The following is a 17,082-nucleotide window of genomic DNA, read 5'->3' on the forward strand; positions in this document are numbered from 1 at the left end:
CCATGGTTGGCAAGAACATCCTGATCGTCGATGACGAAGCACCGATCCGCGAGATGATCGCGGTGGCCCTGGAGATGGCCGGTTACGAGTGCCTGGAAGCGGAGAATACCCAGCAGGCTCATGCCGTGATCGTCGACCGCAAACCGGATCTGATCCTGCTCGACTGGATGCTGCCCGGCACCAGCGGCATCGAACTGGCCCGGCGCCTGAAGCGCGACGAGCTGACCAGCGATATCCCGATCATCATGCTCACCGCCAAGGGCGAAGAGGACAACAAGATCCAGGGCCTGGAAGTCGGCGCCGACGACTACATCACCAAGCCCTTCTCGCCACGCGAACTGGTGGCGCGTCTCAAGGCCGTGCTGCGCCGCGCAGGGCCAAGCGACAGCGAGGCGCCGATCGAAGTGGGCGGCCTGCTGCTCGACCCTATCAGCCATCGCGTGACCATCGACGGCAAGCCCGCCGAGATGGGCCCGACCGAATACCGTCTGCTGCAGTTCTTCATGACCCATCAGGAACGCGCCTATACCCGCGGCCAACTGCTCGATCAGGTCTGGGGCGGCAACGTCTATGTCGAGGAGCGCACCGTCGACGTGCATATCCGCCGCCTGCGCAAGGCCCTCGGCGATGCCTACGAAAACCTGGTGCAAACCGTGCGTGGGACTGGGTATCGTTTCTCCACCAAGGGTTAATCGCTGGCGCGAATTTGCGCCAGCCGCTCGACAAGGATGCGCTCCATCGTGAATCAAGACTGGCGTGGCGCCGTGGTGCGTCGGCTGTTGCTGCTGGTGGGTGCCTGCCTGCTGCTCGGTTTCCTCACCGGCGAGTACGCCTGGGTGCTGGCCTTCGGTCTGGCCATTCACCTGGGTTGGACCCTCAGCCAATTGCTGCGCCTGCACAAATGGCTGCGCGAGCACAAACCCGATGAACCGCCACCGGATGGCTACGGCCTGTGGGGCGAGGTGTTCGACAGCATCTATCACCTGCAGCGTCGCAACCAGAAGGCCCGCGGCCGTCTGCAGGCGGTGATCGATCGCGTGCAGGAGTCCACGGCGGCGCTCAAGGACGCCGTGGTAATGCTCGACAGCCAGGGCAATCTGGAGTGGTGGAACCGCGCCGCCGAGACCCTGCTGGGCCTCAAGACACCGCAGGACAGCGGCCAGCAACTGGCCAACCTGGTGCGCGACCCGCGTTTCAAGGAATACTTCGAGCGCGGCAGTTACACTGATGCGCTGGAGATTCCCTCGCCGGTCAACGACCGTCGTCGCCTGCAATTCCATATCACTCGCTACGGCAATCGCGAGCACCTGCTGCTGGTGCGCGACGTCACCCGTCTGTATCAGCTGGAACAGATGCGCAAGGACTTCGTCGCCAACGTCTCCCACGAACTGCGCACGCCGCTGACGGTGATTGCCGGCTATCTGGAGACCCTGCTGGACAATGTCGAGGCGGTCAATCCGCGCTGGCTGCGGGCGCTGCAGCAGATGCAGCAGCAGGGCGCGCGCATGCAGACCCTGCTCAACGACCTGCTGCTGTTGGCCAAACTGGAAGCCACTGACTACCCCTCGGACAACCAGCCGGTGGCGGCCGACCTGATGCTGTTGTCAATCAAGAATGATGCCCAGGCTCTTTCGGGCGATCAGCACCACCGCATCAGCCTAGAGGCCGATCCACACCTCAAGCTCAAGGGCAGCGAGGCGGAGCTGCGCAGCGCCTTCTCCAACCTGGTGTTCAACGCCGTGAAGTACACCCCGGCCGGTGGCGACATCCGCATTCGCTGGTGGGGTGACGAGAAGGGTGCGCACCTGGCTGTCAGCGACACCGGCATGGGCATCGACGCCAAGCATCTGCCGCGTCTGACCGAGCGCTTCTATCGCGTCGATTCCAGCCGCGCCAGCAACACCGGCGGCACCGGCCTCGGCCTGGCCATCGTCAAGCATGTGCTGCTGCGCCACCGCGGCAATCTGGAGATCAGCAGCGTGCCCGGCAAGGGCAGCACCTTCACCTGCCATTTCGCTGCGGCGCAGGTGGTGCAGCGCGCGCGCTGAGTGCTTGCATTCGCCACGACGAAGCTCCAACCTCTAGCGATCATTGGCCAATCCGAACCTTCATGGACCCCTCCACGAGTCTCCCCGCTTCTGCCTACTTTGCCGATTTCGGCCTCATGCTGTTCGCCCTGTTCCTGGTACTGCTCAACGGTTTCTTCGTCGCCGCGGAGTTCGCCATCGTGCGCCTGCGCGCGACCAAGGTCGATGCCCTGGCCGAGGCCCACGGCTGGCGCGGGCACATCCTGCGCACCGTACACAACCAGATGGACGCCTACCTCTCGGCTTGCCAGCTGGGCATCACCCTGGCCTCGCTGGGCCTGGGCTGGGTCGGTGAGCCGGCCTTTGCAGAATTGCTCACGCCGCTGCTGGTGGCGGTGGGCGTTGAGTCACCCAAGCTGATTCACGGTATCGCCTTCTTCACCGCGTTCTCGATCATTTCCTACCTGCACATCGTCATCGGCGAGCTGGCGCCCAAGTCCTGGGCCATCCGCAAACCCGAGCTGCTGTCGCTGTGGACAGCCGCGCCGCTGTACGCCTTCTACTGGCTGATGTACCCGGCGATCTTCGTGCTCAATGCCAGCGCCAACGCCATCCTGCGCATCGCCGGGCAGGGCGAGCCGGGGCCGCACCACGAGCATCACTACAGCCGTGAAGAGCTCAAGCTGATTCTGCATTCCAGCCGCGCCACCAGCGACAACGACCAGGACCTGCGCGTGCTGGCGTCGGCGGTCGAGCTGGGCGAACTGGAAGTGGTGGACTGGGCCAACTCGCGTGAAGACCTGATCTTCCTCGAGCTCAACGCTGGTCTGGACCAGGTGTTCGCCACCTTCCGCCGACACAAGTACAGCCGCTACCCGATCTTCGACGAGAGCAAGGGCGAGTTCGTCGGCGTGCTGCACATCAAGGATCTGCTGCTGCATCTATCGCTGCTGGAGATGCTGCCGTCAGCGCTGAAGCTGGGGGACCTGATGCACCCGCTGGAGCGCGTCAGTCGGCATATGCCGCTGTCGCAGCTGCTCGAACAGTTCCGCCAGGGCGGCGCGCACTTCGCCCTGGTCGAGGAGGCCGACGGCAAGGTGATCGGCTACCTGACCATGGAGGATGTGCTGGAAGCGCTGGTGGGCGATATCCAGGACGAACACCGCAAGGCCGAGCGCGGCATTCTCGCCTACCAGCCGGGCAAGCTGCTGGTGCGCGGTGACACGCCGCTGGCCAAGGTCGAGCGGCTGCTCGGCGTCGACCTCGACCATATCGAGGCCGAGACGCTCGCCGGTCTGATCTACGAGACCCTCAAGCGCATGCCTGAAGAAGAAGAGGTGCTGGAAACCGATGGCCTGCGCATCATCGTCAAGAAGATGAAGGGACCCAAGGTGGTCCTGGCCAAAGTGGTCAAGCTGGACTGACGCCGCAGGGCGCCAGGCGACGGCGCCGCAGCGGTGAAAGGCCTCATGGCGATTGATCGCTGAGTCGGGACTTGACGACAAGTTCATGGACGTTAGCTGCTCATTCAGCGCCTGTTCAGTTTGGCGACCGCTCATCGGGCGGGGCGAATCACTCCCTACAGGCTCAGTCTAGGTACTTGCGTCCCACCTCGCGCGGGGACGTTATCCACTCAATTGCCAAGGAAATTGTCATGCAGCTGTCCAGCATAACCCCCAAAGCAACACTCGCCCTTTGCCTGGCGGGCGCCTCGCAGGCCTATGCAGACTCGGTCACCGACCCCATCTCCACCTTTGGTGTCATCGCTTCGCACAATCAGTACAAGCTCACCGTGGACGATGAAAGCGACAAGGAACGCCTCAACCAGGGCGGCCTGTTCTACCACTTCGGCAACAAGCTGACCGGGCAGGAAGGCTTCATCTACCAGGCGGGCATCGAAGGCCAGTACCGTGACAAGGACGATGTGGAATACAAGTCCGCGCGTGCCGATATCGACCTCGGCCTGCGCGCCGCGCTGAGCACCAACAATTATGTCGACGTGATCGTCGGTGGTGGCTACGACTGGGGCCGCATCGAGCAGGACGACGTCGGCCCGTTCGACAGCAACGTCAAGCTGACCAGCAAATCGCCTTTCGCCAAGGCCGGGCTCGGCTACAACTACCTGACGCCGGACTACACCCTGCGCCTGGAAGTGGGTGCGCGCTATTCGATCGACGCCGAAGCGCGCCTGAAGATCGATGGCGACAGTGATTCCGTGGACCTCAAGGACAAGGTCAATCCCTACGGTGAACTGACCGTGCTGTGGAACAAGGGCATCAATAACCTGCCGATCAGCACCAGCCTGTACTACACCCAGACCCGCTATGAGCTCGACAGCAACAGTGCCGTCGCCGAGCGCAGCAAGCTCAAGCAGGAGCAGGTCGGCCTGCGCGTCGGCCTGGCTTTCTAAGCCAAGCCGCACTCCAGAAACCGCCCGCGCTGTCGGGCGGCTCTCCCTTCGCTACCGCGCCACTTCTGGCCAGTTGCTGCCCGATCCAGTAGGGTGTGGTGGCGCCACTTCCAGTGAGATCTCTCGGTCGACTGACCCCGGCCTGCACCGACTGCGGCCCAGTTCACTTCGAGCGTATCGAGCGCACCTGAATCTTTTGAATCAATGGTGACGGCCTGCGGGCCGTTGCGTTGTTTGTGTAGCGAGGAATCACAGCATGAGTGCACCAGTCGTCATCGTCGGGACCGGCCTGGCCGGCTACAACCTGGCCAAGGAATGGCGCAAGCTCGACACGCAGACGCCCCTGCTGCTGATCACAGCCGACGATGGCCGTTCCTACTCCAAGCCGATGCTGTCCACCGGCTTCGGCAAGAACAAGGATGCCGATGGCCTGGCCATGGCTGAAGCCGGCGCCATGGCCGAGCAGCTCAACGCAGAGATCCGCACTCATACCCGCATCACCGGCATCGACCCCGGCCACAAGCGTCTGTGGATCGGTGAGGAGGCCGTGCCTTATCGCGATCTGGTGCTGGCCTGGGGCGCCGAGCCGATTCGCATCCCGGTGGAAGGTGATGCCCAGGACGCGGTGTTTCCGATCAATGACCTGGAGGACTATGCGCGCTTTCGCAGCGCCGTTGCCGGCAAGCGTCGCGTGCTGATTCTCGGCGCGGGCCTGATCGGCTGCGAGTTCGCCAACGATCTGACTGCCGGCGGCTACCAGGTCGAGTTGCTGGCGCCCTGCGAGCAGGTGATGCCCGCTCTGCTGCATCCGGCTGCGGCATCTGCCGTGCAGGCTGGCCTGGAAGAATTGGGCGTGCGTTTTCATCTCGGCCCGGTGCTGGCCAGTCTCGACCGCCAGGGTGACGCGCTGCAGGCCACGCTGTCCGATGGTCGCCTGATCCCATGCGATGCTGTGGTTTCCGCAGTCGGCCTACGCCCGCGCACCGCACTCGCTGCAGCAGCCGGTCTGGACATCAACCGTGGCGTGATGGTCGACCGCCACCTGCGCACCTCGCACGCCAATATCTATGCCCTGGGAGATTGCGCCGAGGTCGATGGCCTCAACCTGCTTTATGTCATGCCGCTGATGGCCTGTGCCCGGGCATTGGCCAAAACCCTGGCCGGCGAGCCGACAGCGGTGGGCTACGGGCCGATGCCGGTGACGGTCAAGACGCCGGCATGCCCGCTGGTGGTCTCGCCGCCGCCGCGTGGTAGCCAGGGAGAGTGGACCGTCGAAGGCAGCGGCCGCGATATCAAGGCGCTCTGCCGCGAGGCTTCCGGCGCACTGCTCGGTTATGCGCTGACCGGCGCCGCGGTGCAGGAGAAACTGGCCCTGAACAAGGAGCTGCCTGCGCTGCTGGCATGATTGCCTGCCGTTCTGTCGGATACGCCACGAATTTGCCTGGTTAAAGTGGCGGGCGAGACTGGCGCGGCGCGATGCGGCATGCCATTCTCCCAAGGGTCTGCCGCAGCGCAGAGCTGTTGCGGCGCCTTGGGCGCTGTTCTGGAAGAACAGCACGGACACAACAACAAAAAACCGTCAAAGAGGCATCTATGCGCAAACCGGAACTCGCCGCCGCCATCGCCGAAAAGGCTGATCTGACCAAGGATCAGGCCAATCGTGTACTCAACGCCGTACTGGAAGAAATCACCGGTGCACTGAACCGCAAGGACAGTGTGACCCTGGTTGGTTTCGGCACATTCGTTCAGCGCCACCGTGGCGCCCGTACGGGCAAGAACCCGCAAACCGGCCAACCGGTGAAGATCAAGGCCAGCAACACCGTTGCCTTCAAACCGGGCAAGTCCCTGAAAGACGCGGTCAACTGAGCCCGCTGCCCGGAGCCGCTCGGCTCCGGGATCCCCTACGCAGTCTGCTTACCTCACCGGCCATCGCAGCCATGCGTTCGCCAGGCTGTAGTCTTGCTGAAAAACCACTACAATGCGCGCCCATCATCTTCGATCACGAGGGCCTGTGCATGAAATTCCGTTTTCTTTTGTGGATGCTGGGCCGCCTGATGGCCAAGGCCAGCCGTGAAAATCCGGCATTCCGCCAGCAGCTCGAAGGTCGCGACATGGTCTTTCAACTGCATACCCTGGATGGCAAGGTCGCCCGCCACTTCATCGTGGCCGGTCAGCGCGTCACCAGCAAACGCGGTGTGGCTCAAGAGCCCGCTTTCGCCATTGGGTTCAAGGACGCCGTCTACGGCTTCGAAACCATGACTGCGAAGAACAAGCAGCTGGCCTTCATGCAGGGTATCCAGAACAAGGACATCCAAATCCAGGGCAATCCGGCACTGGTCATGTGGTTCCAGGGGCTTACCAAGTACCTGATGCCAAAGAAGAAGACCGAGGCACCCAAAAAGGCTGCCTGATGAGCACCAGTTCGCGTCGCGGCTGGCCGCGACGCAGCGCTTTGGTTAGGCTGCCAGGCACGTTCCTGTGGAAAGCCTGAGCATGCGCCTTTTCCTCCTGCCCCTGCTGTTGCTGGCCGCCGTCACGGCGCGAGCCGAGCCAGCCTCCGCCAAGACCCTGTTGCCGTTGTTCGAGCTGGCGGGCATCCATCTACTCTGCGAGCAGAGTGCGCCGTTGCTGCAGCGCGGACAGGGTGATGCCGAACAGAAACGCCTTGCGCGACTGTTTGCGAGCGAGGCGTTTTGTCTCGATCTGGCTAAACGGGTCGGATCCCGTTTCGATGCTACGCAAGCCGAGCAGGCTCACGAACGTCTCGACAGCCCGCTGGCGCAGCGCTTCACCGCTGCCGAGCGTGCGGTTGGTGAGCAGCCCGAAGGCCTGGCTGAGTATCGCCAACGGCTGCAGGCGCAACCGCCACGAGGCGCGCGCCTGGAGTTGATCAAGCGGCTCGATGCGGCTGCGCGCACCACCGAGCTGGCCAGCCTGCTGCGTTACGAAGTCGGCAAGACTCAGGCACTGCTGGCGCTAAGGGCGCGGGGCGAGAATCTTGCTGAGGCCGAGCTGCAGGCGCAGACGCAGAAGCAGGCCGATGCCATTCGCCAGTCCAGCGAGCAGGCAGTGGAAACCTTCATGTTCTATGCCTACCGGCAGATGCCCAGCGATCAACTCGCCGAGTATGCGGCGCTATACGAGCACGCCAGCGTCAGCCAACTGCTCGCCATCAGCCTGGAAGTGGTGCCGCAGCTGTTCGCCGAGCGTCGTGAACAACTGCGCAAGCGGGTCGGCAATCCGTAGTTATCGAGCCGGGCGCTGTCAGAGTGGATGCTGATACTGCGCCGCCAGCTCGCGCAGGGCGACCTCGGCACTGAGTACCTTGCTGACTGCGTCTTCGGCTTTTTCCCGGCTCACGCCCAGGGCCTCGAACAGGTCATCTGGAATATCGCTCTGCGGCCCGGCACCGATGCCACGGTTACGCAGCAGGCTGACCGCCAGGCACACCAGATTGGGGAAGGCCGCGCTGTCACCGGCATAGGACGCGTCGTGCTGGAAGCGCAGGGCGCTGGACAGCTCCTCCGGCATATCCCAGTGGCGCATCAGCCAGGCACCGATCTGCTCGCGGGTGATGCCCAGCAGGTGCTGCTCGATATGGCTGTGCGACAGATGCGGGTTGACCTCCAGATGACGGCAGATCAGCGAGAAGTGCGGCGGGAAGACGTGCGCCAGGACCAGATAACCGAAGTTGTGCAGCAGGCCGGCAAGATAGGTCAGGCCGGCTTCCGGGCGTTGTGCGCGCGGCATGGCGCGGGTCAGGCCTTCGATCACCGCGGCGGTGTAGATCGCCTGTTGCCAGTAGGGCGTGGCGTGTTGCGGCTGGTCCTTGGGCAGGCTCAGGGTCTTACCCAGCGCCAGGCCAAGTGCCAGGTTGATCACCAGGTCGAAGCCCAGCACGCGGACGATGGCATCTTCCACCGAGCGAATCCTGCCGGGCGCGGCGTAGTAGGGCGAGGCGGCCCAGCTGACCACCTGGGCCGCCAGTGCCGGGTCGGTCTCGACCACACCGGTGATATCGTCCACCGTGGCATTGGGATCGACCCGCAGCTTGATGATCTTCTGCGCGGTTTCCGGCAGTGGTGGAATCTCGATGGTTTCTTCCAGCCGCTGCTGGATGCGCCGCGCGGTAAAGGCCTGCACGGCCTGGGTGATCTCCGCGCGGTCATCATGCGGGCGATCCAGGTTTGGTTTGATCGCGCTCACCGGCTCACCGAAACGCGCGGCGCTGGCCTTGCTCAGCAGCGTCTTGAAGGCTTCGGTGGGGACTTCCAGCAACACGCCGGGCTGGCCGGAGTCGATCAGCAGGCTGGGTACCTGCAGCAGGCGCTCTTCATAGAGGCAGGGCGAGCTGGTCAGCGGTGGCAGGCCAGGCAGGGCGGCCAGGTTGTGCTTGCCGAGCATGCGCTCCAGGCGCTCGGGTTTGACCGCAGTGAGCTGACGCCCGGTCAGTTCCGCCAGACGCGACAGATCCAGCAGGTGGCTGCGCGGGTAGAGCACCAGCAGGGCGCCAACGGCATCGTCCACCAGTACGGCCTGCAGGCGCGCCTCGCTCGGCTGGCCTGGTCGCTCCGCACGCACCTGGTAGGGTACGGCGAGTTTCTCCAGCAGTTGCACGATCACGGCGGGCGGTTGCGCAGTGGCGTTGGCGGCGAGGGCAGCTTCAGTCATATCGATATCCAGCGTTGGCGCATATGCCTCGGAGTATAACCAGCGAGGATTTGCGCAATGGTTCGTGGCGACGGTTGTCCTGTGAACAGGGTCACACTTGACCGTATTGCTGGCCATGACGCAACCAGCGTTCCAGCAATGGAGCCACATGTTGTGGCCAATGTTCCAGAAGTGCCTGCGCGGCATCGCGAACCGCAGGTAGCAGATCGGCGTCGCGCATCAGGTCGGCGACCTTGAACTGCAGCAGACCGGTCTGCCGGGTACCGAGCATTTCACCGGGGCCACGCAGTTCCAGGTCTTTCTCGGCGATAACGAAGCCATCGGTGGTTTCACGCATGATCGCCAGGCGTTCGCGGCCGAGCTGCGACAGCGGCGCGTGGTAGAGCAGCACGCAGTGGCTGGCCGCACTGCCCCGACCGACCCGGCCGCGCAACTGGTGCAACTGGGCCAGACCGAGGCGCTCGGGGTTCTCGATGATCATCAGGCTGGCGTTGGGCACGTCGACGCCCACCTCGATCACCGTGGTGGCCACCAGCAGCTGCAGCTTGCCCTGCTTGAATTCATCCATCACCGCGGCCTTTTCGGCCGGTTTCATGCGCCCGTGGATCAGCCCGACGCGCAGCTCGCCGAGCGCGGCGGAGAGTTCCTCGTAGCTGGTTTCCGCAGCCTGGCAAGTCAGTTCCTCGGATTCTTCGATCAGGGTGCACACCCAATAGGCCTGGCGGCCCTGCTGGCAGGCGTTGCGCACCCGTTCGACCACCTCATCGCGGCGGCTGTCGGCAATCACCAGGGTATTGACCGGCGTGCGCCCGGGCGGCAGTTCGTCGAGGATCGAGGTGTCCAGGTCGGCATAGGCGCTCATCGCCAGGGTGCGCGGAATGGGCGTGGCGGTCATGATCAGCTGATGCGGGCTCAAGCGCCCGTCGATGCCTTTCCGGCGCAGGGCCAGGCGTTGCTGCACGCCAAAGCGATGCTGCTCGTCGATGATCACCAGGGCCAGGCGCTTGAACTTCACTTCGTCCTGGAACAGCGCGTGGGTGCCGACCACCATCGGGCAGCCGCCGGCGATCTGTTCCAGTGCGGCGGCGCGGGCCTTGCCCTTGAGCTTGCCGGCCAGCCAGGCCACTTCCAGGCCAAGTGGTGCCAGCCATTTGCTGAAGTTGAGGAAGTGCTGCTCGGCAAGAATTTCGGTGGGCGCCATCAGCGCCACTTGATAACCGGCCTCCAGCGCCTGCAGTGCGGCCAGGGCGGCGACCACCGTCTTGCCGGCGCCGACGTCGCCCTGCACCAGGCGCAGCATCGGCTCGCTCTGCGCCAGGTCGTATGCAATCTCGGCGCCGACTCGTTGCTGCGCGCCGGTGGGGGCGAAGCCGAGTTTGGCGAGGTATTGCTGCGGCAGCTTTTTCGCCGGCGGCAGCGCCGGCGCCTGTTGCGCGCGGACCTGTTCGCGCAGGCGCTGCAGGGACAACTGGTGAGTCAGCAATTCTTCGAAGGCCAGGCGGTGCTGCGCCCAGTGGCGACCCTCGGCGAGTTCTTCGACATCAGCGTCTGGCGGCGGCCTGTGCAGGTAGCGAATGGCCTCATCCAGGGGCGCCAGGCGATAGTCGCGGGCCAGCTCGTCGGGCAGCCAGTCCGGCAGGCTGCGTGGGCCGAGCCGCGCCAATGCCTGCTGGCTGAGCTGGCGCAGGCGCTGTTGGGTCAGGCCTTCGGTGGTCGGGTAGATGGGCGTCAGGCTCTGTTCCACCGGGGCCGCTTCGTCGCCGCTCTGCGCGCGGTACTCCGGATGGTAGATCTCCAGGCCGGTGGCGCCGGGGCGTACTTCACCGTAGCAGCGCAGGGCGGTGCCGCGCTTGAGGCCTTCCTTCTGCGCCTGGCTGAAGTGGAAGAAGCGAAGGCTCAGGGTGCCGCTGCCGTCCTGCAGGCGCACCAGCAGGCTGCGCCGGCGGCCCATGACCACGTCGGCACCTGCGACGATGCCCTCGACCACCGCATCCTGCCCGGGGCGCAGCGCGCCGATGGGGGTGATGCGGGTGCGATCCTGGTAGCGCAGTGGCAGGTGGAACAGCACGTCCTGCAGGTTTTCCAGGCCGACCTTGGCGAGTTTTTCCGCCAGCGCGGCGCCTACGCCTTTCAGCGCGGTGACGGAAACCGCTGACAGCTCGCTCACTTCCGGCCTCAGGCGCTCTTGGTCTGCGGGCTGCGGGCGACCGAGCAGAGGCGGATGGAGTCGGCCAGCACTTCGATGGCGTTGGGCCGCGGGAAGCTGGCGCGCCAGGCGATGGCCACGGTGCGAAACGGCACCGGTGCGCTGAGCGGACGCACTTCGATCACACCAGGCGCATAGTGATGGCTGTCCACCGCCGAGAACGGCAGGATCGACACGCCCAGGCCGGAGGCGACCATATGGCGGATGGTTTCCAGCGAGCTGGACTCCACCGTGGTGTGCTTGCCGTGGTCATCGCCGCCCTTGCGCAGGGTAGGGCAGGCTTCCAGCACCTGATCGCGGAAGCAGTGGCCTTCACCGAGCAGCAGCAGGCTCTTGTCGTTGAGCAGCTTGGTGTCGATGGTTTCCATCGCCGCCCAGGGGTGGCCGGCTGGCAGCAGCGCGTAGAACGGCTCGTCGTACAGCGGCTTGGTCAGTACATCGGCTTCCTGGAAGGGCAGGGCGATGATAATGGCGTCCAGCTCGCCGGTGCGCAGCTTGTCGCGCAGGATATGGGTGAAGTTTTCCTCGATGTACAGCGGCATGTCCGGAGCGACCCGGTGCAGCTGCGGAATCAGGTGCGGGAACAAGTAGGGGCCGACGGTGTAGATGGCGCCGATCTTCAGCGGCGCGGCCAGCTGGTTCTTGCCGGCCTGGGCCAGCTCGCGAATGCCCTGGGCCTGCTCCAGCACCTTCTGCGCCTGGGTGACGATGCCTTCACCGACCGGTGTCAGGCGCACGGCGCTCTTGCTGCGCTCGAAGATCAGCACACCGAGCTCGTCCTCCAGCTTCTTCACGCCGACCGACAAGGTCGGCTGGCTGACGTGGCAGCGCTCGGCGGCGCGGCCGAAATGCTGTTCCTGGGCAAGGGTGACGATGTAGCGCAGCTCGGTGAGGGTCATAGTGTTTATCCATTAAGTTGCCGCCAAGCATAGCCTTTGCAAACAGATGAACCAACCGCGCTAATAGACTGTTGCAAAACTATCTCGACTTTCTCGTATGCGGCGCCCTTTTCCCAGCAGTCGATGCGGTCCGCTAACTGCTTCGGCTCGGGTGCCCTGCTTCGCTCTATCTCCTGCATCCATGCAGTCGTCGTCGAGGTTTTCAAACGGCCTGTTACACTGCCCGTTCGCCTAAAAGTCAGGGAGTAAAGCATGTCGGGATGCAACAGCCTGCTGATCGCCGGGTGCGGGGACGTCGGTACCCGTCTTGGTCTGCGTATGGCCGAACAGGGCTGGCGCGTGCTGGGTATGCGCCGCAACGTGGCCGTGCTGCCGGCTGCCATCGAAGCGCTGGAGGGCGATCTGCATACCGATGCCTGCCCGCCGGATTGGCCGCAGGGTCAGCTGGACTACCTGGTGTACTGCGCGGCGGCGACCCAGCACGACGAAGCGGGCTACCGCGCCGCCTATGTCGATGGCATGCGCCGCGTGCTGGGCTGGCTGGCGCAGCATGGCCAGCGACCCCGGCGCATTCTGTTCGCCTCCAGCAGCGGCGTATACGGGCAGCAGGAGGGCGAATGGATCGATGAGGACTCTCCGGCCGAAGCCCAGAGCTTTTCCGCCGTGATCATGCGTGAGGCCGAGCGTGTCGCGTTGGAAAGCGGCCTGCCGGCGACCACGGTGCGCCTGACCGGCCTCTACGGCCCCGGCCGCGAATGGCTGCTGAGCCAGGTGCGCGGCGGCTATCGGGTCAGCGAGACGCCACCGCTGTATGGCAACCGCATTCATGTCGATGACGCAGCGGGGCTGCTCGCCACACTGCTGCAGGCCGACGCTGCGGGCATGCCCCTGGCCGATTGTTACCTGGGTGTCGACGACGAACCGGCGCCGTTGCACGAAGTGGTGGGCTGGTTGCGTGAGCAACTGGGCGTCAGCCATTGGAGCGATGAACAGCGCGTGCGCCGAGCCGGCAGCAAGCGTTGCAGCAACGCCCGCGCCCGTGCGCTGGGTTGGGCGCCGCAGCATCCCAGCTATCGCGAGGGTTATGCGGCGATCCTCGCCGAGCGTTGAGGTGGGCGCCAACAGCCTGTTGGCCAAGCCCTGGTTGCCGGGCGTCGAGCTGTTTCACGCCGATTTCTCCGGGCAGGCGTTCGGCCGCCACAGCCACGATGCCTTTGCCATCGGCGCCATCGTGCAGGGTGTCGGGGGCTACCAGTGTCGTGGTCAGCGCTATGCGCTGCCTGCCGGCACCTTGTCGCTGATGAACCCGGACGAGCCGCATACCGGGCACGCCGAGTCTGCGCGGGTCGTCTATCGCATGCTCTATATCGAGGAATCGCGCCTGCCCGCACTGCTCGGCCGCAAGCGGCTGCCCGGCGGCTTTCGCGAACTCAATCCGGCCGATGATGGGCAGGTGGCGGTCAGCCTGGCGCGCTTGGCGGGTGCTTTCGGGTGCAGCGATGCGCTGGCGCTGGAAAGCGAGCTTCTGGCTCTTCTGGAGCTGGTGTTCGTGCGTCACGGCGGCTTGCGCCAGGCGCGGCCGGCATCACGCGACAGCGGAGTGACGGCGTATTTGCGCGATTACCTCGAAGCCCACTACACCGAGGCCGTCAGCCTGGAGCAGCTGGCCGCGCTGGTGCAGCGCCACCCGCGCCACCTGATCGAGGCGTTTCGCCGTGCCTATGGCGTGCCGCCGCACACTTACCTGCTGCAGCGCCGGGTGCGTGAGGCCAAGCGCAGGTTGGTGCAGGGACAGGTGCTGGCCGAGGTCGCACTGGAGCTGGGCTTCTATGACCAGGCGCATTTCAACGGCGTTTTTCGCCGTTTTACCGGGGTCACGCCGGGGCGTTTTCGCCTGCTGGCGCGATCCTGATTCTCATTGCGCAGGGCTAACAACCTCGGCCGCGATGCTGGCTGCCTGACTTTCTTCCAATACAGCGCTACTGGTCATTGTCGACACTGCCTCCGCCAAACGGAGGCCCCATGTTCGCGTTGTTTATGCTGGTTGCCGGTACCCATTTCGCTGCCTTGCTGTCGCCGGGCCCGGACTTCTTTCTGTTGATTCGTACCGCGCTGACGAAAGGGCGGCGCCAGGCCGATGGTTGTGCCTGTGGCATCGCCCTGGCCAACCTGCTGAGCATGCTGCTGGTGCTGTTCGTCATGGCGCTGTTGCCTGCCGAAGGTAACTGGCTGTGGCGCGGTTTGCAGGTTGTCGGTGGGCTGTATTTCGCCTGGATCGGCCTACAGGCGCTGGCTTCGCAGCGGGAGCTGGTGCTGCCGCAGGGCGAGCAGCAGCGGCTGGGCGGGATGTGGAAGGGCATGCGCCAGGGTCTTCTGGCCAGCAGCCTCAACCCCAAGCTGCCGCTGTTCTATGCCGGTCTGTTCGGGGTGCTGCGCGAATCGGCGATACCGGCATGGGGGCTGGGCCTGGCAATGCTATGGATGACCCTGGTGGTGCTGTTCTGGGATCTGGCGCTGGTGCGCCTGCTGGATCAGGAACGCTGGCGCGGCTGGTTGCAGCGTCGTGTGCGCTGGCTGGACCGTGGCTGTGGCGGCTTGCTGCTGGCGCTGGGTGGCTGGTTGTTGCTGGGTGCCTTGTAGCGTGGCGCCGCTCCTTTGCGGGCGGCGCATAGCGATCAGCGGCGCTTGAGCAACCAGCGCTGCGGGCCGGGCTGGTACTCGGGCATCTCGTCGAACTGGGCGCGGTTCTGCGCTTCGAAGATGCGCAGCTGATTGCCTTCATGCACGAACAGCCAGGGGCTGCCCCGCTCGCCGGCCTGCAGCCAGATGCTGTCATGTTCGCCGCTCATGGCCGCGCAATCACCCGCCAGGCACAGGGCGAAGCGTTCGGCGCCAGGCAGGCCCTGGACCTGACCGTCGCTGTTGAAGCGCACCAGGCCGCCCTGGCCGAGACCTTCCTCGATCAGCCAGTCGCCGCCCAGGTAGTCGCGGTACAGCGCCTGTTCGAAGCTGCTGCCCAGCGCTTTGGACTCGCCGGAAACACGGGCAAAGTGCTGTTCGGGCCAGTAGCCGCTGACGATCTGCACCAGTTCGCCGTTCTGAATGGCAAGCTGCTCCTTGTAGTCGCCATAGAAGGTCACCTGCCAGCGGCTTTCCCCTGCGCTCTGCAGCTTGCCCTCGGCCAGTTCGAAGCCGTTGCTGTAGCTGGCCTGCTGCTGCTCGGGGGCGATCTGCCATTCCAGATTGGGGCCATAGGCGAGCAGGGCTTCGCGCAGGCGACCGCTTTCGCGGGCGGCATCGATGGCCGCCTGGTTGATCCAGGTTCCGCTCGGGTCGTTGTTCGGCGCGCTGGCGCAGCCGCCGAGCAGGGCGGTCAATAACAGCAGAGCAAGCAGACGCATGGCGATCTCCATGCCGGGAAAGGGGAGAGCGGGGCCTGGTGCCCCGCTCGAACGACTTACTCGATGACCAGGATGGCGTCCATTTCCACCTGCGCACCCTTCGGCAGGGCGGCCACACCGATGGCGGCGCGCGCCGGGTAGGGTTGCTCGAAGTAGCGGCCCATCACCTCGTTGACCTTGGCGAAGTGCGAGAGATCGGTGAGGAAGATGTTCAGCTTGACGATGTCCTTGAACGAGCCGCCGGCGGCTTCGGCAACGGCCTTGAGGTTCTCGAACACCTGCACGGTCTGTGCTTCGAAGCCTTCGACCAGTTCCATGCTCACCGGGTCCAGCGGGATCTGGCCGGACATGTAGACGGTGTTGCCGGCCTTGATCGCCTGGGAGTAGGTGCCGATGGCGGCGGGGGCCTTGTCGCTGGTGATGACGGTCTTGCTCATGAATCGCTCCTTGTGAGAACTGGCTGGGTCGAGCGCCCAGCCTACAGAATCGAAATAGGGGAATTGTGTCAGGCGCGTACTCGGGTGATACGCATCACGCCCTTGAGCGCGCGCAGTTTCTTGATCACCCGGGCCAGGTGCACGCGGTCATGCACGCTGACCACCAGCTGCACGACGCTGATGCGGCCGTCGCGTTCGTCCATGCTGATCTTCTCGATGTTGCCATCGGCGGCATTGACGCTGCTGGCCAGCAGGGCGATCAGGCCGCGCTGGTGCTCCAGTTCGACGCGCAGTTCGACGTTGAATTCGCCGGTGACGTCCTTGGCCCAGTTGAGCTGGATGCACTTTTCCGGGTTGTGGCGGATGTCGACGATGTTCCGACAGCTTTCCATGTGCACCACCATGCCCTTGCCGGCGGACAGGTAGCCGACGATAGGGTCGCCCGGAATCGGCGTGCAGCACTTGGCGTAGCTCATCACCAGGCCTTCGGTGCCGCGGATCGCCAGCGGCCCTTCGCTGCTCGGCAGGGTCTCGTCGCCACTCTCGGCCAGCAGGCGACGGGCCACGACATAGGCCATGCGATTGCCCAGGCCGATGTCTTCGAGCAGATCCTCGATGACTTCCTGGCGGTATTCACCGAGCACCGCCTGTACGCGCTCGGGGGCAATCTTCTCCAGGTGCGTGTCGAAGCTGGCCAGGACCTTGTTCAGCAGGCGTTCGCCGAGGCTGATGGATTCCGAGCGGCGCTGCTGCTTGAGGGCGTGGCGAATGTGCGTGCGCGCCTTGCCGGTGACCACGAAGTTGAGCCAGGCCGGATTCGGTCGGGCGCCCGGCGCGGTGACGATTTCCACCGTCGAGCCGCTTTCCAGCGCCTGCGACAGCGGTGCCAGGCGGCGGTTGATGCGGCAGGCGATGCAGGTATTGCCGACGTCGGTATGCACCGCGTAGGCGAAGTCGACCGCGGTGGAGCCTTTCGGCAGCTCCATGATGCGGCCCTTGGGCGTGAACACGTAGACCTCGTCCGGGAACAG

Annotated in this window: 17 protein-coding genes; 11 read left to right on the plus strand and 6 right to left on the minus strand. The window is 64.8% G+C overall.

The features are described 5' to 3' along the window. Window positions 1-2 precede the first annotated feature (2 nt). From phoB to B3P22_RS22315, 8 genes are all read left to right on the plus strand, one after another. Entirely contained in the window at window positions 3-692 is a 690-nt protein-coding gene (gene phoB, locus B3P22_RS22280) for a phosphate regulon transcriptional regulator PhoB (protein WP_003242584.1), read from the plus strand. A 36-nt stretch (window positions 693-728) separates the two neighbouring features. Beyond that, window positions 729-2,048 (plus strand): phosphate regulon sensor histidine kinase PhoR, encoded by a 1,320-nt coding sequence (phoR, locus tag B3P22_RS22285; RefSeq protein WP_197858545.1) that lies wholly within the window; start codon window positions 729-731, stop codon window positions 2,046-2,048. 62 nt (window positions 2,049-2,110) lie between these two features. Then, on the plus strand, window positions 2,111-3,451 hold the full coding sequence (locus B3P22_RS22290; protein WP_197858546.1) for a hemolysin family protein: 1,341 nt from the start codon (window positions 2,111-2,113) through the stop codon (window positions 3,449-3,451). 230 nt (window positions 3,452-3,681) lie between these two features. After that, complete coding sequence (locus B3P22_RS22295; protein ID WP_275547776.1) at window positions 3,682-4,437, plus strand: outer membrane beta-barrel protein; 756 nt, start codon at window positions 3,682-3,684, stop codon at window positions 4,435-4,437. Window positions 4,438-4,693: 256 nt separating this feature from the next. Next, on the plus strand, window positions 4,694-5,842 hold the full coding sequence (locus tag B3P22_RS22300) for an NAD(P)/FAD-dependent oxidoreductase (protein WP_296272561.1): 1,149 nt from the start codon (window positions 4,694-4,696) through the stop codon (window positions 5,840-5,842). Window positions 5,843-6,030: 188 nt separating this feature from the next. Then, window positions 6,031-6,303, plus strand: coding sequence for an HU family DNA-binding protein (locus tag B3P22_RS22305; protein ID WP_003242571.1), 273 nt, complete (start codon window positions 6,031-6,033; stop codon window positions 6,301-6,303). 149 nt (window positions 6,304-6,452) lie between these two features. Continuing rightward, window positions 6,453-6,848: a helicase gene (locus tag B3P22_RS22310; protein ID WP_197858549.1), complete on the plus strand. Its 396-nt coding sequence runs from the start codon at window positions 6,453-6,455 to the stop codon at window positions 6,846-6,848. A gap of 82 nt (window positions 6,849-6,930) precedes the next feature. Then, window positions 6,931-7,683 (plus strand): hypothetical protein, encoded by a 753-nt coding sequence (locus tag B3P22_RS22315; protein ID WP_296272562.1) that lies wholly within the window; start codon window positions 6,931-6,933, stop codon window positions 7,681-7,683. A gap of 18 nt (window positions 7,684-7,701) precedes the next feature. On the opposite strand, the gene B3P22_RS22320 is transcribed toward B3P22_RS22315, so the two are convergent. The 3 genes from B3P22_RS22320 to B3P22_RS22330 all read right to left on the minus strand — a co-directional run bounded on the left by B3P22_RS22320 (window position 7,702) and on the right by B3P22_RS22330 (window position 12,213). Next, window positions 7,702-9,108 carry an aminoacyl-tRNA deacylase and HDOD domain-containing protein gene (locus B3P22_RS22320; protein ID WP_296272563.1) on the minus strand — a complete coding sequence of 469 codons (1,407 nt, stop codon included), beginning with the start codon at window positions 9,106-9,108 and terminating at the stop codon, window positions 7,702-7,704. A gap of 91 nt (window positions 9,109-9,199) precedes the next feature. After that, window positions 9,200-11,275 carry an ATP-dependent DNA helicase RecG gene (gene recG / locus B3P22_RS22325; protein WP_296272564.1) on the minus strand — a complete coding sequence of 692 codons (2,076 nt, stop codon included), beginning with the start codon at window positions 11,273-11,275 and terminating at the stop codon, window positions 9,200-9,202. 8 nt (window positions 11,276-11,283) lie between these two features. Beyond that, the gene (locus B3P22_RS22330; RefSeq protein WP_017360510.1) at window positions 11,284-12,213 is read right to left on the minus strand and encodes a hydrogen peroxide-inducible genes activator; all 930 of its coding nucleotides are present in this window, start codon (window positions 12,211-12,213) and stop codon (window positions 11,284-11,286) included. A 252-nt stretch (window positions 12,214-12,465) separates the two neighbouring features. Here B3P22_RS22330 and B3P22_RS22335 point away from each other — a divergent pair, with 252 nt between their 5' ends. The 3 genes from B3P22_RS22335 (at window position 12,466) to B3P22_RS22345 (ending at window position 14,853) form a co-directional block, all read left to right on the plus strand. Further along, window positions 12,466-13,323, plus strand: a complete 858-nt coding sequence (locus B3P22_RS22335) for an NAD-dependent epimerase/dehydratase family protein (RefSeq protein WP_296272565.1) — start codon at window positions 12,466-12,468, stop codon at window positions 13,321-13,323. Window position 13,324: 1 nt separating this feature from the next. Beyond that, a complete protein-coding gene (locus B3P22_RS22340; RefSeq protein WP_296272566.1) occupies window positions 13,325-14,125 on the plus strand; it encodes an AraC family transcriptional regulator in 801 nt (266 codons plus the stop codon). 110 nt (window positions 14,126-14,235) lie between these two features. Further along, complete coding sequence (locus B3P22_RS22345; protein ID WP_296272567.1) at window positions 14,236-14,853, plus strand: LysE family translocator; 618 nt, start codon at window positions 14,236-14,238, stop codon at window positions 14,851-14,853. Window positions 14,854-14,888: 35 nt separating this feature from the next. Here the strand turns inward: B3P22_RS22345 and B3P22_RS22350 are convergent, their stop codons facing one another. The 3 genes from B3P22_RS22350 to B3P22_RS22360 form a co-directional block, all read right to left on the minus strand. Beyond that, complete coding sequence (locus B3P22_RS22350; RefSeq protein ID WP_275547767.1) at window positions 14,889-15,614, minus strand: hypothetical protein; 726 nt, start codon at window positions 15,612-15,614, stop codon at window positions 14,889-14,891. Between the two features lie 56 nt (window positions 15,615-15,670). Next, window positions 15,671-16,051, minus strand: a complete 381-nt coding sequence (locus tag B3P22_RS22355; protein ID WP_024310054.1) for a RidA family protein — start codon at window positions 16,049-16,051, stop codon at window positions 15,671-15,673. Window positions 16,052-16,119: 68 nt separating this feature from the next. Next, window positions 16,120-17,082: TGS domain-containing protein (locus B3P22_RS22360; protein ID WP_296272568.1), on the minus strand; the 963-nt coding region annotated here is incomplete at its 5' end.

Origin of the sequence: Pseudomonas sp. UBA6323 (assembly GCF_002439135.1) — a bacterium.
GTDB lineage: Bacteria > Pseudomonadota > Gammaproteobacteria > Pseudomonadales > Pseudomonadaceae > Aquipseudomonas.

What these genes read in the sequence shown, in the direction of transcription:
- B3P22_RS22320 (WP_296272563.1), bottom strand. Translation starts at nt 9,108, where the DNA reads ATGACTGAAGCTGCCCTCGCCGCCAACGCCACTGCGCAACCGCCCGCC.
- B3P22_RS22355 (WP_024310054.1), bottom strand. Translation starts at nt 16,051, where the DNA reads ATGAGCAAGACCGTCATCACCAGCGACAAGGCCCCCGCCGCCATCGGC.
- B3P22_RS22300 (WP_296272561.1), top strand. Translation starts at nt 4,694, where the DNA reads ATGAGTGCACCAGTCGTCATCGTCGGGACCGGCCTGGCCGGCTACAAC.
- B3P22_RS22305 (WP_003242571.1), top strand. Translation starts at nt 6,031, where the DNA reads ATGCGCAAACCGGAACTCGCCGCCGCCATCGCCGAAAAGGCTGATCTG.
- B3P22_RS22290 (WP_197858546.1), top strand. Translation starts at nt 2,111, where the DNA reads ATGGACCCCTCCACGAGTCTCCCCGCTTCTGCCTACTTTGCCGATTTC.
- B3P22_RS22295 (WP_275547776.1), top strand. Translation starts at nt 3,682, where the DNA reads ATGCAGCTGTCCAGCATAACCCCCAAAGCAACACTCGCCCTTTGCCTG.
- B3P22_RS22330 (WP_017360510.1), bottom strand. Translation starts at nt 12,213, where the DNA reads ATGACCCTCACCGAGCTGCGCTACATCGTCACCCTTGCCCAGGAACAG.
- B3P22_RS22315 (WP_296272562.1), top strand. Translation starts at nt 6,931, where the DNA reads ATGCGCCTTTTCCTCCTGCCCCTGCTGTTGCTGGCCGCCGTCACGGCG.
- B3P22_RS22310 (WP_197858549.1), top strand. Translation starts at nt 6,453, where the DNA reads ATGAAATTCCGTTTTCTTTTGTGGATGCTGGGCCGCCTGATGGCCAAG.
- B3P22_RS22345 (WP_296272567.1), top strand. Translation starts at nt 14,236, where the DNA reads ATGTTCGCGTTGTTTATGCTGGTTGCCGGTACCCATTTCGCTGCCTTG.
- B3P22_RS22335 (WP_296272565.1), top strand. Translation starts at nt 12,466, where the DNA reads ATGTCGGGATGCAACAGCCTGCTGATCGCCGGGTGCGGGGACGTCGGT.
- phoR (WP_197858545.1), top strand. Translation starts at nt 729, where the DNA reads ATGCGCTCCATCGTGAATCAAGACTGGCGTGGCGCCGTGGTGCGTCGG.
- B3P22_RS22350 (WP_275547767.1), bottom strand. Translation starts at nt 15,614, where the DNA reads ATGCGTCTGCTTGCTCTGCTGTTATTGACCGCCCTGCTCGGCGGCTGC.
- phoB (WP_003242584.1), top strand. Translation starts at nt 3, where the DNA reads ATGGTTGGCAAGAACATCCTGATCGTCGATGACGAAGCACCGATCCGC.